Genomic DNA, 23,661 nt, shown 5'->3' with positions numbered 1-23,661 from the left:
TGAAAGGAGTGTCGAGATGCGCATCACCCCTGACATGAGTCAGTTCCTCGCCGACATGGAATATCCGGCCACGAGGGATGACCTTCTGCGAGAGGCGAATCGGGACGGCCTGGGGCCGGCCGACATCGCTCTGCTCGAGGACCTCCCCGAGCAGAGCTACAGCGCAGGCTGGCACATCAAGTACCGCCTCGGCGCGCGGGCGCTCTCCGGTGCCTTCACGTCGGTCGAGCCGGCGCTCGCCTGACGCGGCGTCGAGCCGGCGCTCATCCGACGGACATCTGCGCCGCCGAAAAGGGGAGGGCGGGAATTCCCCGCCCTCCCCTCCTGTTGCCTTCCGTGATGACTTCCGCAGCCCCCGCCCTGTCCGTTCTCGACCTCGTCCCGGTACGCACCGGCCAGACCAGCGCGGAGGCGATCGCAGCATCCCTCAGCCTCGCTGAGATCGCCGACCGTCTCGGCTACCGTCGCTACTGGTTCGCCGAGCATCACAACATGCCTGCCGTGGCATCGACCACTCCCCCGGTACTGATCGCCGCCGCGGCGTCGCGCACCCAGCGGATGCGGTTGGGTTCGGGCGGCGTCATGCTCCCGAACCACGCACCGCTGATCGTGGCCGAGCAGTTCGCCGCCCTCGAGGCGATCGCTCCCGGTCGCATCGACCTCGGCCTCGGCCGCGCACCGGGCAGCGACCCCGTGATCACGCAGTTGCTGCGCACCACGGGAACCACCAGCGACGTCGAGCAGTTCCCTCGGTACGTCCAAGACATCTCACTGCTGCTGTCGGGTGAGGGTGCGACCGTGCGGTTCACCTCCGGCGGCGAGTACACCGTCCACTCGACGCCCGCGGCGACCGGCGCCCCAGACGTATGGCTGCTGGGCTCGAGCGACTACTCGGCTCAACTCGCAGCATCCCAGGGCCTGCCCTACGTCTTCGCGAACCACTTCTCCGGCCAGGGTCTGGAGCGCGCGCTCGACCTGTACCGCTCGGGGTATCAGCCCAGCGAGGCACACCCGGAGCCGCGCACCTTCCTGACGGTCAACGCCGTCGCGTCGCCCACGGCCGAAGAGGCCGAGGCCCGTGCGCTGCCGCAGCTGCGCATGATGTCGCGTCTTCGCCTGAACAAGCCGCTCACCGCCCTCGAGACCGTCGAAGAGGCGATCGCCGCTGGTATCGCCGAGGCGGATGCCGCGACAGAGCAGGTCGTGCAGGCCGCACGCGAGCGGTGGTTCGTCGGCACCGGAGAGTCCGTCGCCGCAGAGGTTCGCGCGTTCGCCCAGACGCATGGCGTCGACGAGGTCATGCTCTCCCCCGTGGCCGGCGCATACGACGCCGAACCGCAGGATTCAGCCGCCGGACGCGCGCAGACGCTGGAGCTCATCGCCGCCGCGTTGTGATCGCCTCGCCCCGGGTATGGCCTTAACCCTGACTCGGGGGTACGGTCAGCAGTGTCGGAAGGAGTTCAATGATGAGCACCACCAAGACCCGCGGTCTCTGGGTCGCATACGGAACGAACGGCGTCGTCGGCAGCATCCGCCATTCGGATGACGGCTACGTCGTGGTGATGGCAGGGGCGGATGCGCAGACCGGCGCGTATCCGTCGCTCGAAGTCGCCAAGGGTGCGCTGTACTCGCACATGCGCCCGGGCAGCAGCTGGCCGCGCTACCAGGAGCACTGACCCTCCGACTGACTCAGGAACCGACCGGGCTCACTCCTCCGGCGCGCCCGAGAGCAGGTCACGCAGCCAATCGCGCGCCTCGACGAACACGTCGTCGGCGTAGCGATCGGGATAGTGCACGATCTGCCGGTCGGCACGAGGGTACGACCCGAGGAACACGACGCGGGGGCTGAACCGGCGGATGCCGAGAAGCGCGTCCGCCATTCGTTCGTCGTGCACGTGCCCGTCGGCATCCAGCACGAAACGGTACCGTCCGAGCTCGTCGCCGATCGGTCGTGACTCGATCAGCGAGAGATTGATGCCGCGGGTCGAGAACTGCTCGAGCATCTCGAGCAGGGAACCGGGGCGGTCGTTGGGGAGCTCGACGATCAGAGAGGTCTTGTCGGCGCCGGTGGGCGTCGGCGGTGTGGCCGTACGGGTCACGAGCACGAAGCGGGTGACGGCAGAGGTGTTGTCGCCGATCTCCGATGCGAGCACGTCGACGTCATAGTGCTCCGCGATTCCTGGTGGGGCGATCGCCGCCTGGGCCGGCAGCGTGCCGTCGAGCACTCCGATCGCGGATGCCACGTTGCTGGCGGCCGGGACGTGAGAGTGCCGCGGCAGGTGCCCCCCGAGCCATCCATGGCACTGGGCGTACGCCACCGGATGTGCAGCGATCGATGTCACGTCCTCGAGCTTCGTACCCGGTGCGGCGACCAGCACGAAGTTCACCTTCACCAGGTACTCGCCGATGATCCGAAGCCCGGGAAGCGTCGCGAGTGCGTCCTGAGTGGTGGAGACGCCGCCCTCGATGGAGTTCTCGATAGCGATCATCGCCGCGTAGCTGCGGCCCTCGAGCACGTCGGCGAGCGCCTCGCCCACGTTGAGCACGGGCCGCCGCTCCTGGCCCCACGCCTCCGCCACCTGATCGAGCGCAGCCTCGGTGAAGGTGCCCGCTGGTCCGAGGTAGCTGTAGGTACGGCGTTCAGTCACGCGTTTCACCCTAGCCCTTCCATCCGCTGTGAGAACCGGGGGGCGATGATGCGCACACGGCCAGATCGGGGCAGACTGATCTCATGACGAGCCGTGCCGGCCTCCCTGCGGAGGAAAGTGACCTCATCGATGTCGACGAACTGATCGCCGCATACTACGACCGCGTTCCGGATCCGTCGGTGCCCGCGCAGCGCGTGGTGTTCGGCACGAGTGGCCACCGTGGGTCATCGCTGTCGAAGAGCTTCAATGAACATCACATCCTCGCCACGACTCAGGCGATCGTCGACTATCGCCGCGCGCAGGGGATCACCGGTCCGCTGTTCCTCGGTCGCGACACGCATGCGCTTTCGCTGCCGGCCGAGCGCAGCGCGATCGAGGTGCTGATCGCCAACGACGTCGACATGCGCGTCGATTCGCGCGACTCCTACGTGCCGACTCCGGCGCTGAGCCACGCCATCCTCACCCACAACCGCGCCCTTGCCGCCGATGCCGCCGGCCGAGCGGACGGAATAGTGGTGACCCCGTCGCACAACCCGCCGCGCGACGGCGGCTTCAAGTACAACCCGCCGCACGGCGGACCCGCAGACGCAGACGCCACCGGATGGATCGCGGACAGGGCGAACGCTCTGATCGAGGGCGGTCTGGCAGAAGTGAAGTGGAAGAGCTTCGCCGACATCGACTGGGACACGCTTCCGAACTACGACTTCCGCGACGCGTACGTGCGCGATCTTCCGACGATCATCGACCTTGAGGCCATCAAGAAGGCAGGCGTTCGGATCGGAGCAGACCCGCTGGGCGGCGCATCGGTCGAGTACTGGCAGCTGATCAAGGAGCTGCACGGCCTCGACCTCACTGTCGTGAACCCCGAGGTCGACCCGACCTGGCGCTTCATGACGCTGGACTGGGACGAGAAGATCCGGATGGATCCCTCGTCGCCGAACGCCATGGCCTCGCTGGTCGCGAAGAAGGGCGACTTCGACGTACTCACCGGCAACGACGCCGACGCCGACCGGCACGGGATCGTCACCCCCGATGCCGGCCTCATGAACCCCAACCACTACCTCGCCGTCGCGATCGACTACCTGTTCTCGCACCGCGCTCAGTGGCCTCGGGATGCCGCGATCGGCAAGACCCTCGTCTCGTCGATGATCATCGACCGGGTGGCCGAATCGCTGGGGCGTCGGCTGCTGGAGGTGCCCGTCGGATTCAAGTGGTTCGTGCCAGGGCTGCTCGACGGCACGGTCGCATTCGGTGGCGAAGAGTCGGCCGGCGCATCGTTCCTTCGCAAGGACGGAACAGTGTGGTCCACGGACAAGGACGGCATCCTGCTGTGCCTGCTCGCGGCGGAGATCATCGCGGTCACGGGCAAGAGCCCCTCCGAACGCTACGCGGAGCTCGAGCAGGCATTCGGAGCATCCGCGTATCAGCGCGTCGACGCCCCGGCGACGCCCGAGCAGAAGGCGACGCTCGGAAAGCTCGCACCGGATGCCGTGACGGCGACGACGATCGCCGGCGAGAGGATCACCGCGAAGCTGTCACACGCTCCGGGCAACGGCGCCGCGATCGGCGGGCTCAAGGTGCAGACCGAGCACGCGTGGTTCGCCGCGCGGCCGTCGGGCACGGAAGACGTGTACAAGTTGTACGCGGAGAGCCTGCTCGGCGCCGAACATCTCGCTGAAGTCCAGGACGAGGCCCGCGCGGTCGTTTCGGCTGCGCTCGGAGGCTGACACTTCCCTGCGTGTCACAGGCCCCTTTGAGCCGCGGGCGTGAGGTGGCGCAAATGGCCGCATCCCGGCGGGGGACGCAGCATTCAGCGACACCTCACGAACGAACCGTCCCGGCGCCCGGGCGCCCCGCGGCCTCAGTCCGCGACGGCCGGAGCGCCGAGCAGCTCGCGCACGCGACTGGACACCTGGTGGAACTCCGCAGTCTCCAGCACCGCCGCGTAATCGCGCTCGGCCGGCAGATCGACGCGGTGCTCCTCGAGAATGTGTCCAGGCCGCGGACTCATGACGACGACGCGGGTGGCGAGGTACACCGCCTCGGCCACCGAGTGGGTCACGAGCAGCACGGTCGTACCGGTCTGGCTCGTGATCCGGTTGAGTTCGACGTTCATCCGTTCGCGCGTCAGAGCGTCCAGCGCGCCGAACGGCTCGTCCATGAGCAGTACGCCCGGCTCATGCAGCAGCGCACGGCACAGCGACACCCGCTGCTGCATGCCGCCGGACAGTTCGTGCGGAAGCGCCTTCTCGAAGCCCGTCAGCCCGGTCATCTCGATCAGCTCGTCGGCGCGAGCCTGCGCCTTGCGCATGTTCATGCCGCGCATCTCCGCCTGGAGCAGGATGTTGCCGCGCACGCTCCGCCACTCCAGCAGGGCCGCCCGCTGGAACACGAACCCGATGTCCTGTCTTGGACCGCGCACCTCGTCCCCTCGCAGCTTGATCGATCCTCCGCTGGGCGTGGTGAGACCGGCGACAGCCTTGAGGAGCGTCGACTTGCCGCATCCGGACGGTCCGGCGATCGTGATGAACTCGCCCGCCTTCACATCGAGGTCGACCCCCTCGAGCGCCGTGACCTGCCCGCGTTTGGACGCGAATGTGATCGCGAGATCCTTGATCTCCAGCACGGAATCACCGCTGGGTGTCGCCGTCATGTCTGCTCTTTCCTGAATCTGCGTCGTCGGCATCCGGGACTCGCTACTCGCCAGGCGCGAAGGTCGCGTCGAAGTAGGTGTCGACGTCTCCCTCACCGGAGATGAGGCCCGCATCCGACAGCACCGCGAGAGTCGACTCCCAGTCCTCTGTGGCGTTCACGCCCGGGTCTTCACCCTCGGTGGCCTCCGTTGTCAGCAGCTTGATGGTCTCTTCCCACTGGTCCAGCAGCACGTCCTTCTCGGGCATCTGCGGGTCCTTGCCGTCCATTGCGGCGACAGCGGCCTCCGGGTCCTCCTGCGCTGCGGTGAACGCTTCGGACGTCGCGGCGACAAGCTCCTTCACGAGCTCAGGATCGCTCTCGATCGTCGAGGTCGGCGCGACCAGGCCGTTACTGAAGAAGTTGAGTCCTGCGTCGGAGTAGCGCAGGTACTCGACGTCCTTGCCGCTCTTCGCGGCGATCGTCGGGCCCTGGTCGTGCGCGAAGCCGATCAGTCCGTCGACCTGCCCGGAGAGCATGGCGGCGATCTTGCCTGCGGCATCCAGGTTCTGCTGCGTGACGTCGGACTCGCTGAGGCCGACGGCCTCGAGGTACATCGGGAAGGTCGTCGTCGGCGCATCGCCGGCGGAGACCGCGATGGTCTTGCCCTTGAGGTCCTCGGGGCTCTCGATGCCGGAGTCCGCGAAGACCTGCACGGCAGAGGGAGTCGTCTGAAGGAAGACGCCGACGCTCTTGATCGCGACGCCCTTGTCGATGTTGGCGAGCACTGCGGGTGTGTCCGCCCAACCGAAGTCGACCTGTCCCTGCCCGACCGCCTGCGCGGTCTTCGTGGAGCCCTGACCGGCCTTGATGGTGAGGTTGATGCCGTGCTCCTCGAAGATGCCCTGCTCGACGCCGTAGTAGAACGCGGCGTGCTCACCGTACGGGTACCAGTTGAGCATGAGGGTGACATCGGTCATCTCGGCGGATGCGTCACCTCCATCCGAAGACGGTGTTTCGCTCGCGCCGCCGCATCCGGTGAGGGCGAGCGCGGATGCTGCGATCAGGGCGATCGAGCTGAGGACGGTTCCCGACTTCTTCATCAGACTCCTGCTTTCGTTGTGTGGCTGTTTGGGCTGGTTCGGGGTGCGGTCAGAGCCGCACGGTCGCCGAGGCGACATCTCGTTTGGACGCGTGCCACGGGATGAGGAACTTCTCGGCGATCTGGATGATCCCGAAGAGGATGACGCCCATGAGCGACATGATGATGAGGGCGGCGAAGAGCATCGCGGTGTCGAGGTTTCCGTTGGCCTGGAGGATGACGTAGCCGAGGCCCTCGTTCGCACCCACGAACTCGCCGACGACGGCACCCGTGACGGCGAGGGTCGCAGCGACCTTCAGCCCGGACAGAAGTTCGGGCAGCGATGCCGGCAGACGCACCTTGAGGAACGTCTTGAACTTGCCGGCACCCATGGTGGAGGCGAGCTGAAGGATCTCAGGATCGACCGTGCGGAGCCCCGCGAGCCCGGAGATCACGACGGGGAAGAACGCCATCAGGACGGCGACGAGGATCTTCGGCTCTGCACCGAACCCGAGCCACACGACGAACAGCGGGGCGATGGCGATCTTGGGAATGACCTGCGCGAAGAGGATCACGGGGTAGAGCGTCTGCTCCAGGCCCTTGGAGTAGACCATGACGACGGCGACGAAGAGCCCGACGACGACCGCGATCACGAAGCCGATGACCGTCTCGTACGTCGTCACCCAGGTGTGCTGCATCAGGTACGCGAAGTTGTCCGCGAAAGCACTCCAGGTGTCGGCCGGCGACGGGATGATGAACGGCTGCACCCACTTCAGTGCGGTCGCGACCCACCACAGCGCGAGTACGGCGATGACGAAGACCACCGGGTGCCAGTTGCGCGACCACCATCCGACGATCGCATTCGGCTCGCGGCGATCGCGGTCCTTGCCCTGAGCGACAGCGAGCGTCATGGTGGCGTTCTGAGGTGACGACATGGAATTCCTCGACATCTTCGTCTGTGGGTGAGGGGGTGGGAAAGCGTATTCCCATTGGTCTTGGTGCGAGTTTATGTCGCCGATACCGCCGTGTCAATCCGTGCGGAAACCGCTCTCCGCGAGAACCGCACCAGCCGCGGTGAGCCAGCGCGCAGGCTCTGCGAGCGCGGCATCCGCCGACCCGGCGAGCTCGGTCAGAGAAGCGGATGCCGCGAACAGAGCACGATCGGCATCCGAAGTGATGCGGCCTGCGACGATCAACGCCGGCACACCGGCCTCTGCGGCGAGCGCAGCGACGAACGAGGGGACCTTGCCGTCGCCCGACTGCCCGTCGTATGAGCCCTCACCGGTGATGACCACATCGGCAACGCTCACATCGGAGGCGAGGGAGATGAGCCGCGCGACTTCCCCCGCGCCGGGTACGAGCCGCGCTCCCCAGGCCACGAGCGCTCCGCCCACACCCCCGGCAGCGCCCGCACCGCTGGTCGACTCATCCAGCTCGAGCATCCCGGCGAGGCGTGCGAGTGCAGCGTCGACGCTGTCGCGATCGGCCGCCTCGACCAGACCCTTCTGCGGGCCGAACACGTGAGCTGCACCGCGGGCACCGGTCAGCGGATTCGTCACGTCCGAGAGCACAAGCACCTCGGGGGCGACGCGCAGCTCGGAAAGGTCGGCCGCCGTGACACGAAGCAGACCACGCGCGCCGGGGTCGACCTCGATTCCGTCGGCGTCGAGAAAGCGTGCGCCCAGCGCCGCCAGCATCCCGATGCCGCCGTCCGTCGACGCGCTCGAACCTATCCCGACCACCAGGCGGGAGACGCCGTGGTCGAGCGCGCCGGCGATCGCCTGACCGAATCCGCGCGAGTGCGCATCGAACGGGCGCAGCTCGTCGAGCAGTTCGATGCCCGACGTCGAAGCGACATCGATCACCGCGGTGCCGTTCGGCGCATCGTCGGACGGCGGAAGCAGCAGCCAGTCCGTCTCCACCTGCACCCCGGCAGGACCGTCGACCGTGAGCGGCATCCGCTCGGACCCCTGCACGGCGGCAGCGAACGCCGACACCGTGCCTTCTCCCCCGTCGGCCATCGGCCTCAGCACGATCTCGGCCGTCGGATCGACAGATCGCCATCCGCGCGCGATCGATGCCGCGGCATCCGCTGCCGTGATCGTGCCCTTGAAACTGTCCGGCGCCACGACGACGCGCATCACAGTGATGCCCCCTCGGCGTTCGAACGCGGCGGCGTGCTCGCACGCACGAGCACCTCGAGCGGCGCCTCGACCTGCTGCCATTCGTCGTCGACTGTCGCTCTGAACGCCTGATATCCGAAGTCGCTCAACGGCACGCGGACAGTGGTGAGCTGAGGGGTGACGTCGCGGCTCACGGGGGTGTCGTCGAAGCCGCACATCGCGATGTCGTCACCGACGGATCTTCCTGCATCACGGATCGCGGTCATCGCCCCGATCGCGATCACATCGCTGAGTGCGAACACGAGCGTGCCCTGCTCCACACCATCGGCGAGGGCCGCAGCCATGGAGGACACCCCCGATTCGCGCGCGAAGCTCCCCCGGTACTCCCGCGACACCGTGCCGCCTCCGGCCGCGAATCCCGAGTGGAAGCCACCGAGGCGATCGTCCGAGGTGCGCACACCTTCCGCTGCCCCGATCGCGATCGCCTGGCGATACCCGAGGCGCGCCATCTCGCGGCCCAGACGCTCAGCGCCGCCGCGGTTGTCGATGCGGATGCTGCGATCGCCACCCGGCCCGAACGTGACGGTGCGTGCCCCCAGTGCACGGAAGGCCGCGAGCTCCTCGGCCGTGGAGTTCGCGCCGTCGTCGGTGCGCGATGCCGCCAGGATCACACCGCGCGGATGCTGACCTCGCAGCGCGCGCAGGATCTTCTTCTCACGCGCATCGTCGCGCTCGGTGATCGCGACGGTGACGATGAGGCCCTCCTCGTCGGCACCGCGCGCGACTCCGGAGGCGATCAGACCGAAGTACGGGTCGGCGATGTCGGCGACGAGAAGCGCTATCACGGCGGAGGTGCCGCGGGCCGTGGCCTGAGCCGAGGCGTTCGCGGTGTAGCCGAGCCGGTCGGCCGCCTCCTCGACGCGCTCGCGGAACGATTCGGCGACCTTGCGGGTCGAGCCGTTCAGCACGCGAGAGGCCGTCGCAAGAGACACCCCCGCCTCGCGCGCGACATCGTGCAGCGTCGGCGTTTCGGAGCGCGGACGCGATTCACGAGGGGTCATGCGTCGATCCTAACGAGCGGCCGAGGAGCGGATGCTGTCGCGCAGCGTCGCGGCTTCGGGGGCGAGAAGTGCGGGGTCGTCGTTCGGCACGAACTCGAGAAGCGCGTCGCGTGGAGGTGCAGGGCTCGCTGCTGCTGCAGCGAAGACCCGCCGCCAGAGCTCGCCGCGCTCGTGCAGGCGCAGCCGCTGTGTCTCGGGCCACCACGAGAAGACATGCAGTGCGCTGACGTCCGGCGCGATGGCCTCGTACTCGGCGAGCGCGATGTCATCGGAGGCGGCGACCGTCGGCTGCCAGTAGGTCGTGAGAGCGGTGCTGTCGACCTCGCGCAGCACGCTCGATGTCGTCGACGCGTTGTCGGCGAGCGTGCCGGAATGGAACTCGAGGGCGAGGCCGATGCTGCGCTGTTGCGCTTCGGATGCCGCGGACCGCAGCCGTTCGATCGTCGCGGCACGTTCGTCGGGCGTCGCCTCGGTGGAGCCCCGAGTTCCCGCCCAGATGCGCACGCGGTCGGTTCCCAGTGCCTCTGCGCTGTCGAGGACGGGGCTGAGGTCTTCACCCGCTCGCGCACGGAAGTAGGAACCGTACGAGGCGACGACGAGCCCGGCATCCGCGGTGGCCTTCGCCACCTGCTCAGCGCGGATCGGTTCGCCCGGACGAACGTGCCCGTCGCCGCCCCACTCGATCGACTCGAGGCCGGCATCCGCCGCGAGATCGATGATGCGCTCCGGACTGAGGGCGCGGAAGGTCACCGAGCACAGGCCTGCGCGGATCGCTGTCATGGGGGTCATCCTCTCACCCGGACAGGCAAAGAGGCTCAGCGGAGGTGCGGCGATACCGTCGCGGCGAATGCCTCGGCAGTGCGCCGCACCACATTCTCCGGCGCGTCTGCCCAGATGTCGGCGTTGAAGATCTCCACTTCGATGTCGCGGTCGTAGCCGGTCGCGATCACGGCCTCGGTGAGCGAGGCGAAGTCGATCACGCCGTCGCCCATGTAATGCCGTCCGAGCAGCACGTCGGCGGGCAGAGGGGTCTTCCAATCGCACACCTGATACGTCGCGATGCGTCCTTCGCGGCCCGCGCGTGCGATCTGCTCGAGCACCTGCGGATCCCACCAGATATGGAACGTGTCGACCGCGGCACCGACGACCTCGGCGTCGAAGTCCGCTGCGATGTCGAGTGCCTGCCCGAGCGTCGAGACGACAGCACGGTCCGACGCGTACATCGGATGCAGCGGCTCGATCGCCAGCGTCACACCGGCCGCCTGCGCGTCCGGGGCCAGCGCGCCGATCGCGTCGCGCACCCGTTCGCGCGCGCCGACGACGTCGCGGTCGCCCTCAGGAAGACCGCCGGCGACGAGCACGAGCACGGCGGTCGAACCTTCCGCGCCGGCCGCCGCGAGAGTCGCCGTCTCTTCGATCGCCCTGCGGTTGTCGTCGAGCGCGGCGTTTCGCTGCGGCCCGTCCGGCAGTGTGAAGAACCCCCCACGGCAGTGCGTGGAGAACCGCAGCCCAGAGTCGGCCAGCATCCGCACCGCCACGTCGAGCCCGACCTCGTTCACCGGCTCCCGCCAGAGCCCGATCGCCTGTACGCCCGCTGCCGCAGTGACCCGCAGTGCGGTCTCGAGGTTCGCGTGCTTGATCGTGGCCTGGTTGATCGACAGTCGCGGATCCGGGTCGCTCACGCGTCGGTCCTTCCTGCGTCGATGCCGTTCAGTCGCAGCATCCCGTGCCAACGCTCTCGGGCGAGTTCGGGATTCTCGAGGGCGAGCGAGAAGTTCGCGAGCTCGACGATGCGGCTGAGGTGCGGCAGGCTCCTGGCCGAGTGCAGCCCGCCGACCATCTGGAACGCGGGCTGGTGACCGTTGAGCCATGAGAGGAACGCGACACCGGTCTTGTAGTAGAACGTGGGCGCGGCGAACACCTGGCGGCTGAGCTCCTCTGTGGGGCCGAGGATGCGCCGATACGCCTCAGGGTCGCCGACGTCGAGCGCCTGGATCGCGGCGGATGCCACGGGTGTGATCGCCGCGAACGCACCCAGCAGCGCATCCGAATGGCCGTCGCCCTGGCCGATCGTGTCGCCGCCGATCAGGCCGACGTAGTTGAAGTCGTCGCCGGTGAACATGCGCACGCCCTCCGGCAGACGCTCGCGCACCGAGATCTCGGACTCGGCGTTGAGAAGGCTCATCTTGACGCCGGCGACCTTGTCCTGGTTCTCCGCGATGATCTCGAGGAGGACGTCGGATGCTGTCTGCCAGTCCTGCGCCCCGAAATAGCCCGCGAGTTCGGGATCGAATGCGGTGCCGAGCCAGTGCAGCACGACCGGCACGGTCGCCGACTGCAGCACTTCTCGATACACGCGGCGGTAGTCCTCGGCATCCTTCGCCACCCGAGCGAGGTGGCGAGACGCCATCAGCACCGGGCCTGCGCCCTCCTGATCCTCGGTGAAGTGCAGCTGCTCCTTGTAGGCGTCGATCACCTGATCGATCGTGATGTGCGTCTCGACGCCGTGATCAGAGGCGAGGTGGTCGGTGTTCACGCCGACGACGACGGATCCACCCTCCTCACGCGCGACCTGCGCGCTGCGGGCGATGAGCTCGCGGGTGGCTGCGGCATCCAGGCCCATGTTGCGCTGCGCGGTGTCCATGGCGTCGGCGACGCCGAGACCCCACGAGTACACGTTGCGGCGGAATGCGAGAGTCGCGTCCCAGTCGATGTCCGCCGGCTGCCCAGGAGTGTTGTCGGCGTGCGTCTTCGGCACCACGTGCGCGGCAGCGTAGGCGACGCGACTCTGCAGCGGCGCGGTGGGACGTGTGTAGACACCGGAATCGTTCAGGGCAGCATCCGATGCGGTGCCGTCCGGTGAGAGAAGGCGCAGGGTGCTCATGACAGGCTCAACGGCTCGATCGTGACCTTGCGACCTTCTGCGCTCGAGGTCAGCCCTGCCTCGGCGAACTGCACGCCCTTGGCCCCGGCGAGCAGGTCGAAGGGGTAGTCGGTGCCGAGGGCGTAGGAGGTCAGGTACTCCTCCCACTGCTGACGGAACCCGTTGAGGAACACGTCATTGGTGGGCACGCTCTGCCAGTCGGCGTCGTAGTCGCGGGTGTCTTCGAGGTCGGGGTTCCACACCGGCTTCGGTGTGGCGTTGCGGGGCTGGATCTTCGCGCCGAACAGTCCGACCACGGCAGAGCCGTGCGTGCCGTCGACCTGGAACTCGACGAGCTCGTCACGGTTCACGCGCACTGTCCAGCTGGAGTTGATCTCGGCGACGATGCCGCCCTCGAGTTCGAAGATTCCGTAGGCGGCATCTTCAGCGGTCGCGACGTACTTCTCGCCGTTCTCGTCCCAGCGCTCCGGGATGTGCACTGCGGCCTGCGCGTAGACGCTCTTGACCTCGCCGAACAGGTTCTCGAGCACGTAGTTCCAGTGCGGGAACATGTCAGTGATGATGCCGCCGCCGTCCTCGGTGCGGTAGTTCCAGCTCGGGCGCTGCGCCGGCTGCCAGTCACCCTCGAACACCCAGTAACCGAACTCGCCACGGACGGAGAGGACCCGACCGAAGAAGCCCGAGTCGATGAGGCGCTTGAGCTTCTGCAGGCCGGGCAGGTAGAGCTTGTCGTGCACGACGCCGGTCTTGACCCCCGCCGCCTTCGCGAGGCGTGCGAGTTCGAGGGCCTCCTCCAGCGACTCGGCGGTCGGCTTCTCCGTGTAGATCGCCTTGCCTGCCGCGATCGCCTTGCGGATGGCGGATGCGCGCGCCTTCGTCACGAGGAAGTCGGCGTAGATCTCCCACCTCTCATCAGCGAGCGCCGCATCGAGGTCGGTGGTGTAGTCCTCGATGCCGTGCAGGGCGGCGAGTTCGGCGAGCTTGGCCTCATTGCGTCCGACGAGAATCGGCTTGACGGTGACCTTCGTGCCGTCCGGAAGCTCGATGCCGCCCTGATCACGGATGGCGAGGATGCTGCGCACGAGGTGCTGCCGGTAGCCCATGCGCCCGGAGACGCCGTTCATGATGATGCCGATCTCGCGGGTCGTCGCCTGTGACATGTGTGATCCGTTCTGTGGGAAGCAGCTGCCCCACCCGTTGGGTAAGCGCTTTCCGACATACTGACACGTTCATGCCGATCGACGCAACCGTCACGCCGATCATGGCGGTCGACGATCAGGCCGAAGCGGCGCTCTCCCGCTCGATCAGACGCGTGCGAATGATGCCCTGAGCACCGCCGTCGCGCGAGACACCGGCAGTCGCGACCTCGTCGCCTTCGATCTCCGCCACGAGAGCGTCGACGGCTGCGACGGCGAGTGCAGTGAAGTCCTGACGGACGGTCGTCAACGGTGGACGGTAGTTCGCCGCATCCGGCACGTCATCGAATCCGATCACGCTGACCCGATCCGGCACGCAGCGTCCCTGCTCCGCGAACCCTCGGACGAGACCCAGCGCCATCTGGTCGTTCGCGCTGAAGACCGCCGTCGCCTGTGTCAGTTCGGATGCGGCGAGGTGTCCGGACTCGGCCGACCAGTCGCCGCGAACGACGGGGCTCGGCGTGACGCCTCTCGCCTGCAGCATCTCACGCCAACCGCGTTCCCGCTCTGCGGCGGCGAACGAATCCGTGGGACCCGCCAGGTGCCACACGTTCTCGTGACCGAGGTCGAGGAGCTTGCCGGTGGCGACCGCCGCTCCCCCGGCATGATCGCTGTGCACCACGCGCAATCCGGACGATGCCGGCGCATCCACGACGACGAGGTGCAAGCCCTCCGGACGATCGGCGGCCAGGGTGAGCGCCGACGCCTCATTCAGCACGATCGCACCGTCGACGCCCTGATCGCGCAACCGATCGAAGGCGTCGGCGACCGCGTCACCGGCGGTGACGAGCAGAAGTGCGTATCCGCGCTCTTCCGCCGCTTCGGCGGTGGCCTGCAGCATCCGCGAGTTCCCGACCGTGGCGAGGGTCGTCACCACCAGGCCGATCGTCTGGGTGCGCCCCGTGCGCAGTGCGCGCGCAGCACGGTGCGGACGGTAGCCGAGTTCGACCATCGCCGCCTCGACGCGGGCGCGCGTGGCGGGGTCGACGCGGGGGCTGCCGTTCACGACTCTCGAGACCGTCTGTCCGGAGACCCCGGCGCGACCGGCGACCATGGCCATGGAGACGCGGCCCGACGGCGCACGGCCCGACGAGGCGCGGTCTGCTCTCGCATCGCCCGACGAGGAGCGGTCGGACGCGGTCCTCTCCGCTCGCACGAGCCGACCCAGATCATCCCGCTCGCGCATCCGGTTCCCCCTCTTGCCGCCTGCCGCTGACAACTCCTGAATGTTGACGTTATCACCGCCGGGACGGTACCGTGTTTACGTGAACATCCAAGATTCTCCGGAGTTGTGCGCGACCGAGCTGAGCGGCGGCGTCACCAAGCGCGCCACGATGCTGGCGGACGGCCGCGACCTCATCTACTACGACGATCCCGGCACGACACTGGGTGCGGACCGTGCCGTCGACGCACGCACTCTCGACCCCCGCCCTGACACCGCGACCATGCGACTCGACGTACTCACCGGAGACTGGATCACCGTCGCGGCCAACCGTCAGAACCGCGTCATGATGCCCAGCGCTGACGCCGATCCACTCGCACCGCAGACACCGACGAACCCTTCGGAGGTTCCGTCGCTCTACGACGTCGCCGTGTTCGAGAATCGCTCCCCCGCGTTCGGCCCCGCTCTCACGGAAGCTCTGGGCACGGCGCCCGGCGCCTCGAACCCGCCCCGCGGACTCGACGATCTCGACGCGCTGGGCCTCGGCCGCACACGCACCTCGGTCGGGCGCTGCGAGGTCGTGTGCTTCAGCCCCGATCACTCCGGCTCGTTCGGCACGCAGTCCGTCACCCGCGCCCGCACGGTCATCGAGGCCTGGGCGGATCGCACGGCCGCGCTGTCGCAGCTTCCGGGCATCCAACAGATCTTCCCGTTCGAGAACCGCGGAGAGGCGATCGGCGTCACGCTGCCGCATCCGCACGGTCAGATCTACTCCTACCCCTACATCACCCCGCGCACTCAGCGACTGCTGGAAAGCATCGACCGCACCGCGCCTGATCTGTTCCAGCGCATCCTCGAGTTCGAGCAGGGGTCTGAGCGTGTCGTGCTCCAGGGCCAGCACTGGACGGCGTTCGTGCCGTTCGCTGCGCGCTGGCCCGTCGAGGTGCACCTCATGCCGAATCGTCACGTCGCTGATTTCGCCGAGACGACCGAGGCCGAGAGGGACGAGCTCGCTCCGCTCTACCTGCGCCTGCTGCGCGGCGTCGACGCGCTCTACGAGACCCCGACACCGTACATCGCGGCATGGCACCAGGCCCCCGTGAACGTCGGTCGCGACTCGGTGCGTCTGCACCTCGAACTCACGAGCCCGCGCCGCGGTGAGGACAAACTGAAGTTCCTCGCAGGTTCCGAGGCCGCCATGTGGGCGTGGACCGCCGAGATCCCCCCGGAGCAGTCCGCCGCGCGGATCCGTGAGGCCATCGCGCGCGCCGAGGAGGTCGGACAGTGACGGCCCTCCAGCAGTCCGCCGAACTGTTCGAGCAGCTGACCGGCCGCGCTCCCGACGGCATCTGGTCTGCGCCCGGTCGCGTGAACCTGATCGGAGAACACACGGACTACAACGACGGTTTCGTGCTGCCGTTCGCGATCCCGCACCGCACATATGCCGCTGCCGGCATGCGCGACGACGGCCGCATCCGCGTCGTCTCGACATTCGCCGGTGACCAGCCGGTCGAAGTCGCCCTCGACGAACTGGCGACGTTGTTCCCTACGCCGACCGGCGAAGAACCCGCGGTCGCCGAATGGGCCGCATACCCGCTCGGGGTCGCCTGGGCGCTGCAGCTGGCCACGCCTTCGACGGGCTCAGGGACCACGCGCTCCGGGACTCAGTTCAAGGGTGTCGACATCGCGATCGCATCCGAGGTTCCGGTCGGCGCCGGACTCTCATCGTCGGCTGCGATCGAGGGGGCGACAGCCTCCGCCCTCAACGACCTCTGGGACACCGCACTCGATCGCACGGCACTCGCCCGTATCGGACGTCGCGCAGAGAATGAGGCCGTCGGCGCTCCCACCGGGATCATGGATCAGATGGCGTCGATGCTCGGTGAACCGGACGCGGCGATCTTTCTCGACTGCCGCACACTCGACGCGAATCTCGTTCAGGTCGGCATCGCAGAGGCCGGACTCGCGATCCTCATCATGGACACCCGCGTGCAGCACTCGCACGCCACCGGCGGCTATCGCGAGCGCCGGGAGGCATGCGAACGCGGCGCGGCCATCATGGGCGTGCCGGCACTGCGCGATGTGTCCGTCGCCGACCTCGGCCGCGCCGAGAAGCTGATGGATGACGTGACCTTCCGCCGAGTGCGCCACATCGTGACCGAGAATCAGCGGGTGCTCGACACGGTCACCACGCTGCGCGAACGCGGCGCCAGGGCGATCGGAGACCTGCTCGTCGCCTCACACGCCTCGATGCGCGACGACTTCGAGATCTCGGTTCCAGAACTCGACACAGCGGTCGACGCAGCCCTGGCCGCGGGCGCGATCGGCGCACGCATGACCGGCGGCGGCTTCGGCGGTGCCGCGATCGCATTGATCGAGCGGGATGGCGTGCAGGCCGTGTCGGATGCCGTGACAGCCGACTTCGCGGCCTCCGGGTTCGCCGCACCGCACATCTTCACGGTCACACCTGCTGCCGGGGCACGCCGCGACACCTGAACTCGAAACTGCACGACCGCGCCGAGGCGACGCGAGCGAATCGCGCACGCCTCGGCGTGATCGAGCGGTCACTCGGCGTCAGCCTCGGCGAGCGCTCGTCGGATGTCGCTGCGGCTGCGGATCTTGCCGGTCTTGATGCCGTCTGTGATCACGACTTCCTGTGAAGCAGTGACCACCGGCACCTCTTCACCGTCGGCGTCCAGCACCTTGCCGTCCTTGATCGTGTCACCGTCGAAAAGGGTCTCGTTCGCGAGGAGGCGGGCGAGATCGTCCTCGCGGATGATGCGTCCGGTGCCGGGGATGAACGCGGAGCGCTCAGGGGACTTGCCACCGAGGTGGTTGAACAGCAGATTGAGCAGCACCGCCATGATCGCGGCGGATGAGATTCCGGAGTGCAGGATGATCCCCACCCAGCTCGGCAGCGCGTCGTAGAAGCCGGGCATGACCACGGGGATCACGCCGAAGCCGAGCGAGACCGCGACGATGACCATGTTCATGTTGCCCTCGTAGTTCACCTTCGCGAGGGTGCGGATGCCCGCAGCGGCGACCGACCCGAACAGCACGATGCCGGCACCACCGAGGACGGGAGGCGGTACGGCTGCGACGAGTCCGCCGACGATCGGCAGAAGTCCGAGCACGACGAGGATGACGCCACCCGCGGTCACGACGAACCGCGACTTCACTCCGGTGATCGCGACGAGGCCCACATTCTGCGCGAACGCCGACTGCGTGAACGAGTTGAACACGGGGGCGACAGCGGAAGAGATCATGTCGGCGCGCAGGCCGTTGGCGATCCGCTTCGAATCGACCTTGGTGCCGACGATCTCGCCGACCGCGATGATGTCAGCGGTGGTCTCGGTCATCGTCACGATGATCACGATGAACATCGAGATGATGCTCGCGATGCCGAACGTCGGCAGGCCGAACGCGAACGGCTGTGGCAGCGCGACGATGCCGCCGTCTGCCACGTTCGAGAAGTCCGCCCACCCGAAGATCGCGGCGAACGCGGTGCCGAGCACGATCGAGATGAGGATGGCCAGGCGCGAGATGGTCGCAGACGCGACCTTGCTCAGCACGAGCACGACGAGCAGGGTTCCCATCGCCAGACCGATGTTCTGCAGGCTCCCCCAGTTCGGGTCCTCTGCGGATGTGCCGCCCATCGCCCAGCCTGCCGCGACGGGCATCAGCGTGAGTCCGATCGTGGTGATCACGGTTCCGGTCACGACCGGCGGGAAGAACCGCACGATCATCGCGAAGAACGGAGCGACGATGAGGCCAGCGACAGATGCAGCGATCACCGCTCCGAACACACCGGGCAGTCCTTCGCCGGCGGCGAGGATGGCCATCATGGTCGCGACGCCTGAGAACGAGACGCCCTGCACCAGAGGCAGCTGCGACCCGAAGAAGGGCACGCCCCATGACTGCAGAATCGTAGCGAGGCCGCCGATGAACAGACACGAGGCGATCAGAAGGCCGATCTCGCCCGGCGTGAGGCCGGCGGCGTTGCCGATGATCAGCGGTACAGCGATGATTCCGCCGTACATCGTCAGCACATGCTGAAGCCCATACGCGAAGGTGGGACCGAGGCGGAGCCTCTCGTCTTCGGGGCGGCGGATTCTGGGCGTTCTCGACATTGATCTCTCCGTTGAGGTGCGTCTGTCATGGATTCACGCGGTTTCCATATTGTGGAAACGATTTTCCACAATTCTGGTAGCGGCGATGCTAGCACCGAATGCGCGTCGCATGCCAGCATCGTGCCTCATCATCGGGGAGGTCTCTTGCCGCGAGTGCGGAAAGATGGCGACGTGACTGAGAGAATGGATGCTTCGAGGAGAGGAAGTCCATGTCCTGGATCGTCACCGGCGGAGCCGGCTACATCGGAGCGCACGTCGTGCGCGCGCTCGCGGATGCCGGGCTCACCCCAGTTGTTCTGGATGACCTGTCCAGTGGGAAGGCGTCGTTCGTGCCGGAGGGCGTCGTGTTCGTGCAGGGCAGCATCCTCGAACGCGAACTGGTCGAGAAGGCGCTCCGCGAGCACAAGGCCGATGGGGTCATCCACGTCGCGGGCTTCAAGTATGCAGGCGTCTCCGTGCAGCGACCGCTGCACACGTACGCGCAGAACGTCGAGGGCACGCGGGTGATCCTCGAGGCGATGGAAGCCGCTGGTGTCAGCAACATCGTCTTCTCCTCCTCCGCCGCGGTCTTCGGCACCCCTGACGTCCCGCTCGTCGTCGAGGAGACCGCGAAGAAGCCCGCGAGCCCGTACGGGGAGTCCAAGCTGATCGGTGAGTGGATGCTTCGCGACCAGGCGATCGCGACCGCCGAGTCGGAGCATCCGCTGCGCCACACCTCGCTTCGCTACTTCAACGTCGTCGGATCGGCCGACGAGACCGTGTACGACGTCAGCCCCCACAACCTCTTCCCGATCGTGTTCGAGGCGCTGCTCGCGGGCAGGACGCCCAAGATCTTCGGCGACGACTACGCCACGGAGGACGGCACGAACGTGCGCGACTACGTGCACGTCGGTGACATCGCGGCCGCGCACGTCGCAGCGGCGAAGCGCCTCGCAGGCGGTGAGAGCATCGAGCCCGCGTACAACCTCGGCTCCGGTGCCGGCCTGAGCGTCAAGCAGATCATGGATGCCGTGGTTCGCGTCACGGGCGTCGACTTCACCCCCGAGATCGGCCCACGCCGTGCCGGCGACCCTGACCGCATCGTGGCCACGGGCGAGCTCGCCGCACGCGACCTGGACTGGAAGATGCGCTACACCGTCGACGAGATGGTGCGAACCGGCTGGGAGGCACGGCGCGCCGCGGAGTGACAGGCCAAGCTCGGTGTCACGATCAGCGGAGGGCGTCCCATATAGCGGAGGTTTTGGGCGAATTCCTCCGCTGATCGTGACATGCTCCGCAAATCGGGACAGGCCGCCCTACCGCCGGCACGTCAAGGTGCTGCGATGAGATCGCGCACCCGGATCGGGTAGAGGAAGAAGCACACCCACGCCAGCGCTGTGAAGGCCATCGGTACGACAGCGAGCATGATCCGGATGCCGCCGTCCACAGCATCCGGCTGCGCGTCGCCGAGCGCAGCATCGAAGCCGCTCGCATTGAGCACCCAGGCGGCGACGACCGCTTGCAGCACCACCGAGCCGCGCACGATGAATCCGTTGACCCCGAAGTACATGCCCTCCCGGCGGTGCCCGGTGCGTGCGGCGTCATCGTCGATGATCTGAGCGAGCACGACCTCGAGCAACTGCAGCAGTCCGCCGACGCCGACGCCCACCGCGACGCCGACGAGCGCCGCGCCCAGCACAGAGGCAGGAATCAAATATCCGAGCACGGCGACACCGAACACCCCGACGGCCCACAGCAGCGCCGCCCGCGGTGACGTGAGCTGCACCACCTTGCTCCACAGCAGGATCGCCGGGATCGCCACCACGAAGATCACCCCGAGCAGGATGCTGCCCTCGCCCTCAGCCGCATGCAGCGAGTACCGCACGTAGAACGGGATCGCCGCGAGGATCACCGCGATCGCGGTCTGCACGAACAGCGACCCGAGCACGTACGGCACGAACGCGCGGTTGGCGAAGGTGTGGCGCAGCTGCGCGGTCCACCGCATCGGCGCCTCGGATGCCGTCTCTCCTCGACGCTCCAGCATCCCGCCGGCGAATGACCAGGTGAACATCACCAGACAGACGAAGCCCAACGCGATCGCCATTCCCGGCCACCCGATGCTGTCATACAGCAGAGGAGCGCCGGCCGTGCCGAGGATCATGCCGGCGATCGCGAACACCTGCCGCGGCACGTTGCCCCTGGCGCGCTCCGCTGTGGTGCGGAAGATCTCGGGGAAGAGGGCCGAGATGTTCAACACGACCACGACGAAGGCGATGTCGTACACGGCGACGACGGCGAGGAACCAGACGATCAGCCCGCCCGCGGACAGCGACGGCGGCATCCAGATCAGCGCGAACGCGACCACGAGGGGCACGATGCCGAACCCGACCCACGGAATGCGCCGCCCCCACGGAGTACGCACCCGGTCGGAGACGGCACCGACGAGCGGGTTGAGCAGAGCGTTCAGGATGCCGTGCGCGATCATCGCCGCCGCCACCCACTCCGCCGGCACGGCGAGATGGGCGACATAGAAGTAGACGACGAAGGCGGAGAACGTCTGCGCCATCAGCTGGGTCGGAAAACCTGAAGCCCCGAATGCCACGGACTGGGCGCGGGTGGGCGCAGCGTCCAGACGACGATCACGGATTCGCGCTGCAAGGCTCGTCACTGGGGCTCCCGTCGACGCTGCACATCGCGCAGCGCACGCCAGCTTAGCCGGACGAGTCCCTCCTTCTCGATGGTGTTCTTCACGATCGGGTCGGCGAGCAGGCGCTGTTCATGACCGCGTTTGGCGGCACCGTAATCGACTGCAGCGCGCAGCTCGTGCCCGTCGACCATCGGATGCAGGTAGATCTCCGTCACGCCGGCCGGCACCCTTCGGAGCAACGCGAGGAAACCGTCGCGGACCTGCTCGTACGTCTCCTCGTCATCGGTGCCCTCGCCGGCCAGTTCGAACGGATGCGTCCACAGCCGGTCGAGGATCACGATGCCGGCGGCGTCCGCAGCCGCCGCGGCGCGGTCGAGAGCCGGCTGCATCGCCATGTCGATCGCGGCGCCGTCGACGACCCGAGGCAGCCGGAACGGCAACCCGTACCGCGCGGCGAGCGCGAACACTGGCTCGAGAAGGTCCCGGCCCGTGTGCAGGCCGTAGACCGAGCCCATGTGGTTGTCGAGGTGTGTGACGTCGACTCCCGCCGAGAGCGCGGCGTCGAGCTGAGCGGCGAGTTCGGCTGCGACGTCTTCGATCGAGGCGCTCTCCTCCACCGTCCGCACTTCACGAGGGAAGTATCCGTCGCCATCGACCAGGCTCGTCCCGTTCCCCGTCAGCGGGCGCCACCGGTAACGGCTCCACTCGCTGGTGAGCACCAGGTGGACACCGACGCTCAAGTCGGGATGAGCAGCCGCGAACGCGAGCGCCTCCGGAGCCCAGGCGCACGGCACCATGACCGTCGCCGAATCGGCATGCCCGGCCACCAGCAGCTCGGCGATCGCCTCGTTCGCCGCGTGGCACATGCCGAAGTCATCCGCGTTGAGAATGATCGCCCTCGCCTGCGATCCGAGTCCGAGCCGAGCCGTGAGATCCGACGGCGCCGTCATGCCGTGCCCATACCGCCGGGCGCGACGAAACGGGAGAACGAGCGCTCGCGCAGGGCGGATGCCGCCTGACCGATGGCTCCGACCATCGTCGCCTCGTGCCCGAACGCTGAGGTGAGGAATCGCAGCACGAGCAGGTGGGAGACGTTCGCCGCAGCGCGGTGCACAGCGGCGACGAAGCACGGGTGAGCCGCGTGGCCCGCCAACACGAAGGCCTCCGGATCGATCACGAGGGTCACGGTGCCCGCCACTGTCACCAGGCGTCTGGCCAGTTCGTCGATCATCGCCTGCGCCGCGTCGTCACCACGGCCGCACGCGTCCAAGTGCACGAGCAGCGGATCGGCAGGATCACGCCCGTGCAGCAGCGCAAGATCCGCCACGACGTCCTCGTTGATCACCGGCGCTCCGATCGGCAGCGGCGGCTGCGGGAGATACACCACCTCACCCGCGATGCCGGCGGCGCCGCGGTGCAGGACGCCGCCGAGCACGGTGCCCGCGCCGAGACCTTGGTCTATCAGCAGCAGTGTGAAACTCGACAGCTCCCGGCCGACGCCGGATTCCGATTCGGCCAGAGCAGCCAGATTGACGTCGTTCTCGATGTGGACAGGGCACTCGACCTGCGTGGTGAGCGTTGCACGCAGCGCCCCACCATCCGGGCCCTGGTCGTCTCTGATCTCACCGTCAGGAGTGACGATCCCTGGCATCGCGACGACGACATGCCGCAGCGGCCCCTGCACCGTCTCACGGCATTCGGCGATCAGTGCGGCGATGTCCGCAGCTCGATCCTCGACACGTCCGAGCGGCGCATCGTGCTGGGCGCGCACCGCCCCTGTCGGATCGACCAGGGTGACGTGCATCGCGGTGTGATCGACGTGCACTGCGGCCGCGAATCCGAGTCCTGGATGAAGGGAGACCCGGGTCGCCGCCGGACCTCGCGTCGCTCGGTCCACCCCAGCGGATGCTACGGCGCCCCCAGCTTCGAGCATTCGAAGGACCTGAGTGACGGCTGTCCGTGACAACCCGGTCTCACCCATCAACTCCGCTCGAGTCAAAGGCCCGCGTCGTGCCAACGCCTCCAGGATCGCTCTCGCGTTCAGTGTTCGCAGCAGGGTCTGCGGACCCGCCAGAGGTTTTGTCACTAAGTTTCCTCGTGCATCGTTTGGGAAAGTATG

Annotated in this window: 22 protein-coding genes; 7 read left to right on the top strand and 15 right to left on the bottom strand. The window is 67.7% G+C overall.

Annotation, left to right across the window (positions count from 1 at the left end):
• The first annotated feature begins 16 nt into the window (after positions 1-16).
• From ACP7AR_RS16175 to ACP7AR_RS16165, 3 genes are all read left to right on the top strand, one after another.
• A complete protein-coding gene (locus tag ACP7AR_RS16175) occupies positions 17-244 on the top strand; it encodes a DUF2795 domain-containing protein (RefSeq protein ID WP_426188076.1) in 228 nt (75 codons plus the stop codon).
• A 95-nt stretch (positions 245-339) separates the two neighbouring features.
• Positions 340-1,395 (top strand): LLM class flavin-dependent oxidoreductase, encoded by a 1,056-nt coding sequence (locus tag ACP7AR_RS16170; RefSeq protein ID WP_426188074.1) that lies wholly within the window; start codon positions 340-342, stop codon positions 1,393-1,395.
• A gap of 71 nt (positions 1,396-1,466) precedes the next feature.
• Positions 1,467-1,676 carry a methyltransferase gene (locus tag ACP7AR_RS16165; RefSeq protein WP_426188072.1) on the top strand — a complete coding sequence of 70 codons (210 nt, stop codon included), beginning with the start codon at positions 1,467-1,469 and terminating at the stop codon, positions 1,674-1,676.
• Between the two features lie 30 nt (positions 1,677-1,706).
• On the opposite strand, the gene pheA is transcribed toward ACP7AR_RS16165, so the two are convergent.
• Positions 1,707-2,657, bottom strand: coding sequence for a prephenate dehydratase (pheA, locus tag ACP7AR_RS16160; RefSeq protein ID WP_426188070.1), 951 nt, complete (start codon positions 2,655-2,657; stop codon positions 1,707-1,709).
• Positions 2,658-2,731: 74 nt separating this feature from the next.
• On the opposite strand from pheA, the gene pgm reads away from it, so the two are divergent.
• Entirely contained in the window at positions 2,732-4,375 is a 1,644-nt protein-coding gene (gene pgm, locus ACP7AR_RS16155; protein WP_426188068.1) for a phosphoglucomutase (alpha-D-glucose-1,6-bisphosphate-dependent), read from the top strand.
• Between the two features lie 134 nt (positions 4,376-4,509).
• On the opposite strand, the gene ACP7AR_RS16150 is transcribed toward pgm, so the two are convergent.
• The 10 genes from ACP7AR_RS16150 to ACP7AR_RS16105 all read right to left on the bottom strand — a co-directional run bounded on the left by ACP7AR_RS16150 (position 4,510) and on the right by ACP7AR_RS16105 (position 14,684).
• Complete coding sequence (locus ACP7AR_RS16150; RefSeq protein ID WP_426188066.1) at positions 4,510-5,301, bottom strand: ABC transporter ATP-binding protein; 792 nt, start codon at positions 5,299-5,301, stop codon at positions 4,510-4,512.
• A 43-nt stretch (positions 5,302-5,344) separates the two neighbouring features.
• A complete protein-coding gene (locus ACP7AR_RS16145; RefSeq protein ID WP_426188064.1) occupies positions 5,345-6,382 on the bottom strand; it encodes an ABC transporter substrate-binding protein in 1,038 nt (345 codons plus the stop codon).
• Positions 6,383-6,431: 49 nt separating this feature from the next.
• Positions 6,432-7,295, bottom strand: coding sequence for an ABC transporter permease (locus ACP7AR_RS16140; protein WP_426188062.1), 864 nt, complete (start codon positions 7,293-7,295; stop codon positions 6,432-6,434).
• 93 nt (positions 7,296-7,388) lie between these two features.
• Complete coding sequence (locus ACP7AR_RS16135) at positions 7,389-8,501, bottom strand: glycerate kinase (RefSeq protein WP_426188568.1); 1,113 nt, start codon at positions 8,499-8,501, stop codon at positions 7,389-7,391.
• Complete coding sequence (locus ACP7AR_RS16130; RefSeq protein ID WP_426188060.1) at positions 8,501-9,544, bottom strand: LacI family DNA-binding transcriptional regulator; 1,044 nt, start codon at positions 9,542-9,544, stop codon at positions 8,501-8,503. Before ACP7AR_RS16130 ends, ACP7AR_RS16135 begins: the two co-directional genes overlap by 1 nt.
• Positions 9,545-9,553: 9 nt before the next feature.
• Positions 9,554-10,324 (bottom strand): sugar phosphate isomerase/epimerase family protein, encoded by a 771-nt coding sequence (locus ACP7AR_RS16125; RefSeq protein ID WP_426188058.1) that lies wholly within the window; start codon positions 10,322-10,324, stop codon positions 9,554-9,556.
• 35 nt (positions 10,325-10,359) lie between these two features.
• On the bottom strand, positions 10,360-11,226 hold the full coding sequence (locus ACP7AR_RS16120) for a sugar phosphate isomerase/epimerase family protein (RefSeq protein ID WP_426188056.1): 867 nt from the start codon (positions 11,224-11,226) through the stop codon (positions 10,360-10,362).
• Complete coding sequence (locus ACP7AR_RS16115; RefSeq protein WP_426188054.1) at positions 11,223-12,428, bottom strand: dihydrodipicolinate synthase family protein; 1,206 nt, start codon at positions 12,426-12,428, stop codon at positions 11,223-11,225. Before ACP7AR_RS16115 ends, ACP7AR_RS16120 begins: the two co-directional genes overlap by 4 nt.
• Positions 12,425-13,588 (bottom strand): Gfo/Idh/MocA family protein, encoded by a 1,164-nt coding sequence (locus tag ACP7AR_RS16110; RefSeq protein ID WP_426188052.1) that lies wholly within the window; start codon positions 13,586-13,588, stop codon positions 12,425-12,427. Before ACP7AR_RS16110 ends, ACP7AR_RS16115 begins: the two co-directional genes overlap by 4 nt.
• Before the next feature lie 115 nt (positions 13,589-13,703).
• Complete coding sequence (locus ACP7AR_RS16105; protein WP_426188566.1) at positions 13,704-14,684, bottom strand: LacI family DNA-binding transcriptional regulator; 981 nt, start codon at positions 14,682-14,684, stop codon at positions 13,704-13,706.
• A gap of 274 nt (positions 14,685-14,958) precedes the next feature.
• On the opposite strand from ACP7AR_RS16105, the gene galT reads away from it, so the two are divergent.
• Both galT and galK read left to right on the top strand, forming a co-directional pair.
• Entirely contained in the window at positions 14,959-16,074 is a 1,116-nt protein-coding gene (gene galT / locus ACP7AR_RS16100) for a galactose-1-phosphate uridylyltransferase (RefSeq protein WP_426188564.1), read from the top strand.
• Positions 16,071-17,282, top strand: coding sequence for a galactokinase (gene galK, locus ACP7AR_RS16095; RefSeq protein WP_426188050.1), 1,212 nt, complete (start codon positions 16,071-16,073; stop codon positions 17,280-17,282). Before galT ends, galK begins: the two co-directional genes overlap by 4 nt.
• A gap of 68 nt (positions 17,283-17,350) precedes the next feature.
• On the opposite strand, the gene ACP7AR_RS16090 is transcribed toward galK, so the two are convergent.
• A complete protein-coding gene (locus ACP7AR_RS16090; RefSeq protein WP_426188048.1) occupies positions 17,351-18,916 on the bottom strand; it encodes a nucleobase:cation symporter-2 family protein in 1,566 nt (521 codons plus the stop codon).
• A gap of 209 nt (positions 18,917-19,125) precedes the next feature.
• On the opposite strand from ACP7AR_RS16090, the gene galE reads away from it, so the two are divergent.
• Positions 19,126-20,103, top strand: coding sequence for a UDP-glucose 4-epimerase GalE (gene galE, locus ACP7AR_RS16085; protein WP_426188046.1), 978 nt, complete (start codon positions 19,126-19,128; stop codon positions 20,101-20,103).
• Positions 20,104-20,225: 122 nt separating this feature from the next.
• On the opposite strand, the gene ACP7AR_RS16080 is transcribed toward galE, so the two are convergent.
• Genes ACP7AR_RS16080 through ACP7AR_RS16070 form a run of 3 tightly spaced genes read right to left on the bottom strand, consistent with a single transcriptional unit; the run spans position 20,226 to position 23,628 of the window.
• Complete coding sequence (locus tag ACP7AR_RS16080) at positions 20,226-21,563, bottom strand: MFS transporter (protein ID WP_426188044.1); 1,338 nt, start codon at positions 21,561-21,563, stop codon at positions 20,226-20,228.
• Complete coding sequence (locus ACP7AR_RS16075; protein WP_426188042.1) at positions 21,560-22,492, bottom strand: polysaccharide deacetylase family protein; 933 nt, start codon at positions 22,490-22,492, stop codon at positions 21,560-21,562. Before ACP7AR_RS16075 ends, ACP7AR_RS16080 begins: the two co-directional genes overlap by 4 nt.
• Positions 22,489-23,628, bottom strand: coding sequence for an ROK family transcriptional regulator (locus tag ACP7AR_RS16070; protein WP_426188040.1), 1,140 nt, complete (start codon positions 23,626-23,628; stop codon positions 22,489-22,491). Before ACP7AR_RS16070 ends, ACP7AR_RS16075 begins: the two co-directional genes overlap by 4 nt.
• Between the last annotated feature and the right edge of the window lie 33 nt (positions 23,629-23,661).

The sequence above is a fragment of the Microbacterium sp. TWP3-1-2b2 genome (assembly GCF_049896145.1).
Taxonomy (GTDB): domain Bacteria; phylum Actinomycetota; class Actinomycetes; order Actinomycetales; family Microbacteriaceae; genus Microbacterium.
This window is presented reverse-complemented; position numbering and strand designations above follow the sequence as displayed.

Coding starts and splice junctions, on each gene's coding strand:
- galE (WP_426188046.1), top strand. CDS start 19,126: ATGTCCTGGATCGTCACCGGCGGAGCCGGCTACATCGGAGCGCACGTC.
- ACP7AR_RS16105 (WP_426188566.1), bottom strand. CDS start 14,684: ATGGCCATGGTCGCCGGTCGCGCCGGGGTCTCCGGACAGACGGTCTCG.
- ACP7AR_RS16175 (WP_426188076.1), top strand. CDS start 17: ATGCGCATCACCCCTGACATGAGTCAGTTCCTCGCCGACATGGAATAT.
- ACP7AR_RS16130 (WP_426188060.1), bottom strand. CDS start 9,544: ATGACCCCTCGTGAATCGCGTCCGCGCTCCGAAACGCCGACGCTGCAC.
- pgm (WP_426188068.1), top strand. CDS start 2,732: ATGACGAGCCGTGCCGGCCTCCCTGCGGAGGAAAGTGACCTCATCGAT.
- galT (WP_426188564.1), top strand. CDS start 14,959: ATGCTGGCGGACGGCCGCGACCTCATCTACTACGACGATCCCGGCACG.
- ACP7AR_RS16125 (WP_426188058.1), bottom strand. CDS start 10,324: ATGACAGCGATCCGCGCAGGCCTGTGCTCGGTGACCTTCCGCGCCCTC.
- ACP7AR_RS16090 (WP_426188048.1), bottom strand. CDS start 18,916: ATGTCGAGAACGCCCAGAATCCGCCGCCCCGAAGACGAGAGGCTCCGC.
- ACP7AR_RS16165 (WP_426188072.1), top strand. CDS start 1,467: ATGAGCACCACCAAGACCCGCGGTCTCTGGGTCGCATACGGAACGAAC.
- ACP7AR_RS16110 (WP_426188052.1), bottom strand. CDS start 13,588: ATGTCACAGGCGACGACCCGCGAGATCGGCATCATCATGAACGGCGTC.
- ACP7AR_RS16140 (WP_426188062.1), bottom strand. CDS start 7,295: ATGTCGTCACCTCAGAACGCCACCATGACGCTCGCTGTCGCTCAGGGC.
- ACP7AR_RS16145 (WP_426188064.1), bottom strand. CDS start 6,382: ATGAAGAAGTCGGGAACCGTCCTCAGCTCGATCGCCCTGATCGCAGCA.
- ACP7AR_RS16150 (WP_426188066.1), bottom strand. CDS start 5,301: ATGACGGCGACACCCAGCGGTGATTCCGTGCTGGAGATCAAGGATCTC.
- ACP7AR_RS16135 (WP_426188568.1), bottom strand. CDS start 8,501: ATGCGCGTCGTCGTGGCGCCGGACAGTTTCAAGGGCACGATCACGGCA.
- ACP7AR_RS16115 (WP_426188054.1), bottom strand. CDS start 12,428: ATGAGCACCCTGCGCCTTCTCTCACCGGACGGCACCGCATCGGATGCT.
- ACP7AR_RS16075 (WP_426188042.1), bottom strand. CDS start 22,492: ATGACGGCGCCGTCGGATCTCACGGCTCGGCTCGGACTCGGATCGCAG.
- ACP7AR_RS16170 (WP_426188074.1), top strand. CDS start 340: ATGACTTCCGCAGCCCCCGCCCTGTCCGTTCTCGACCTCGTCCCGGTA.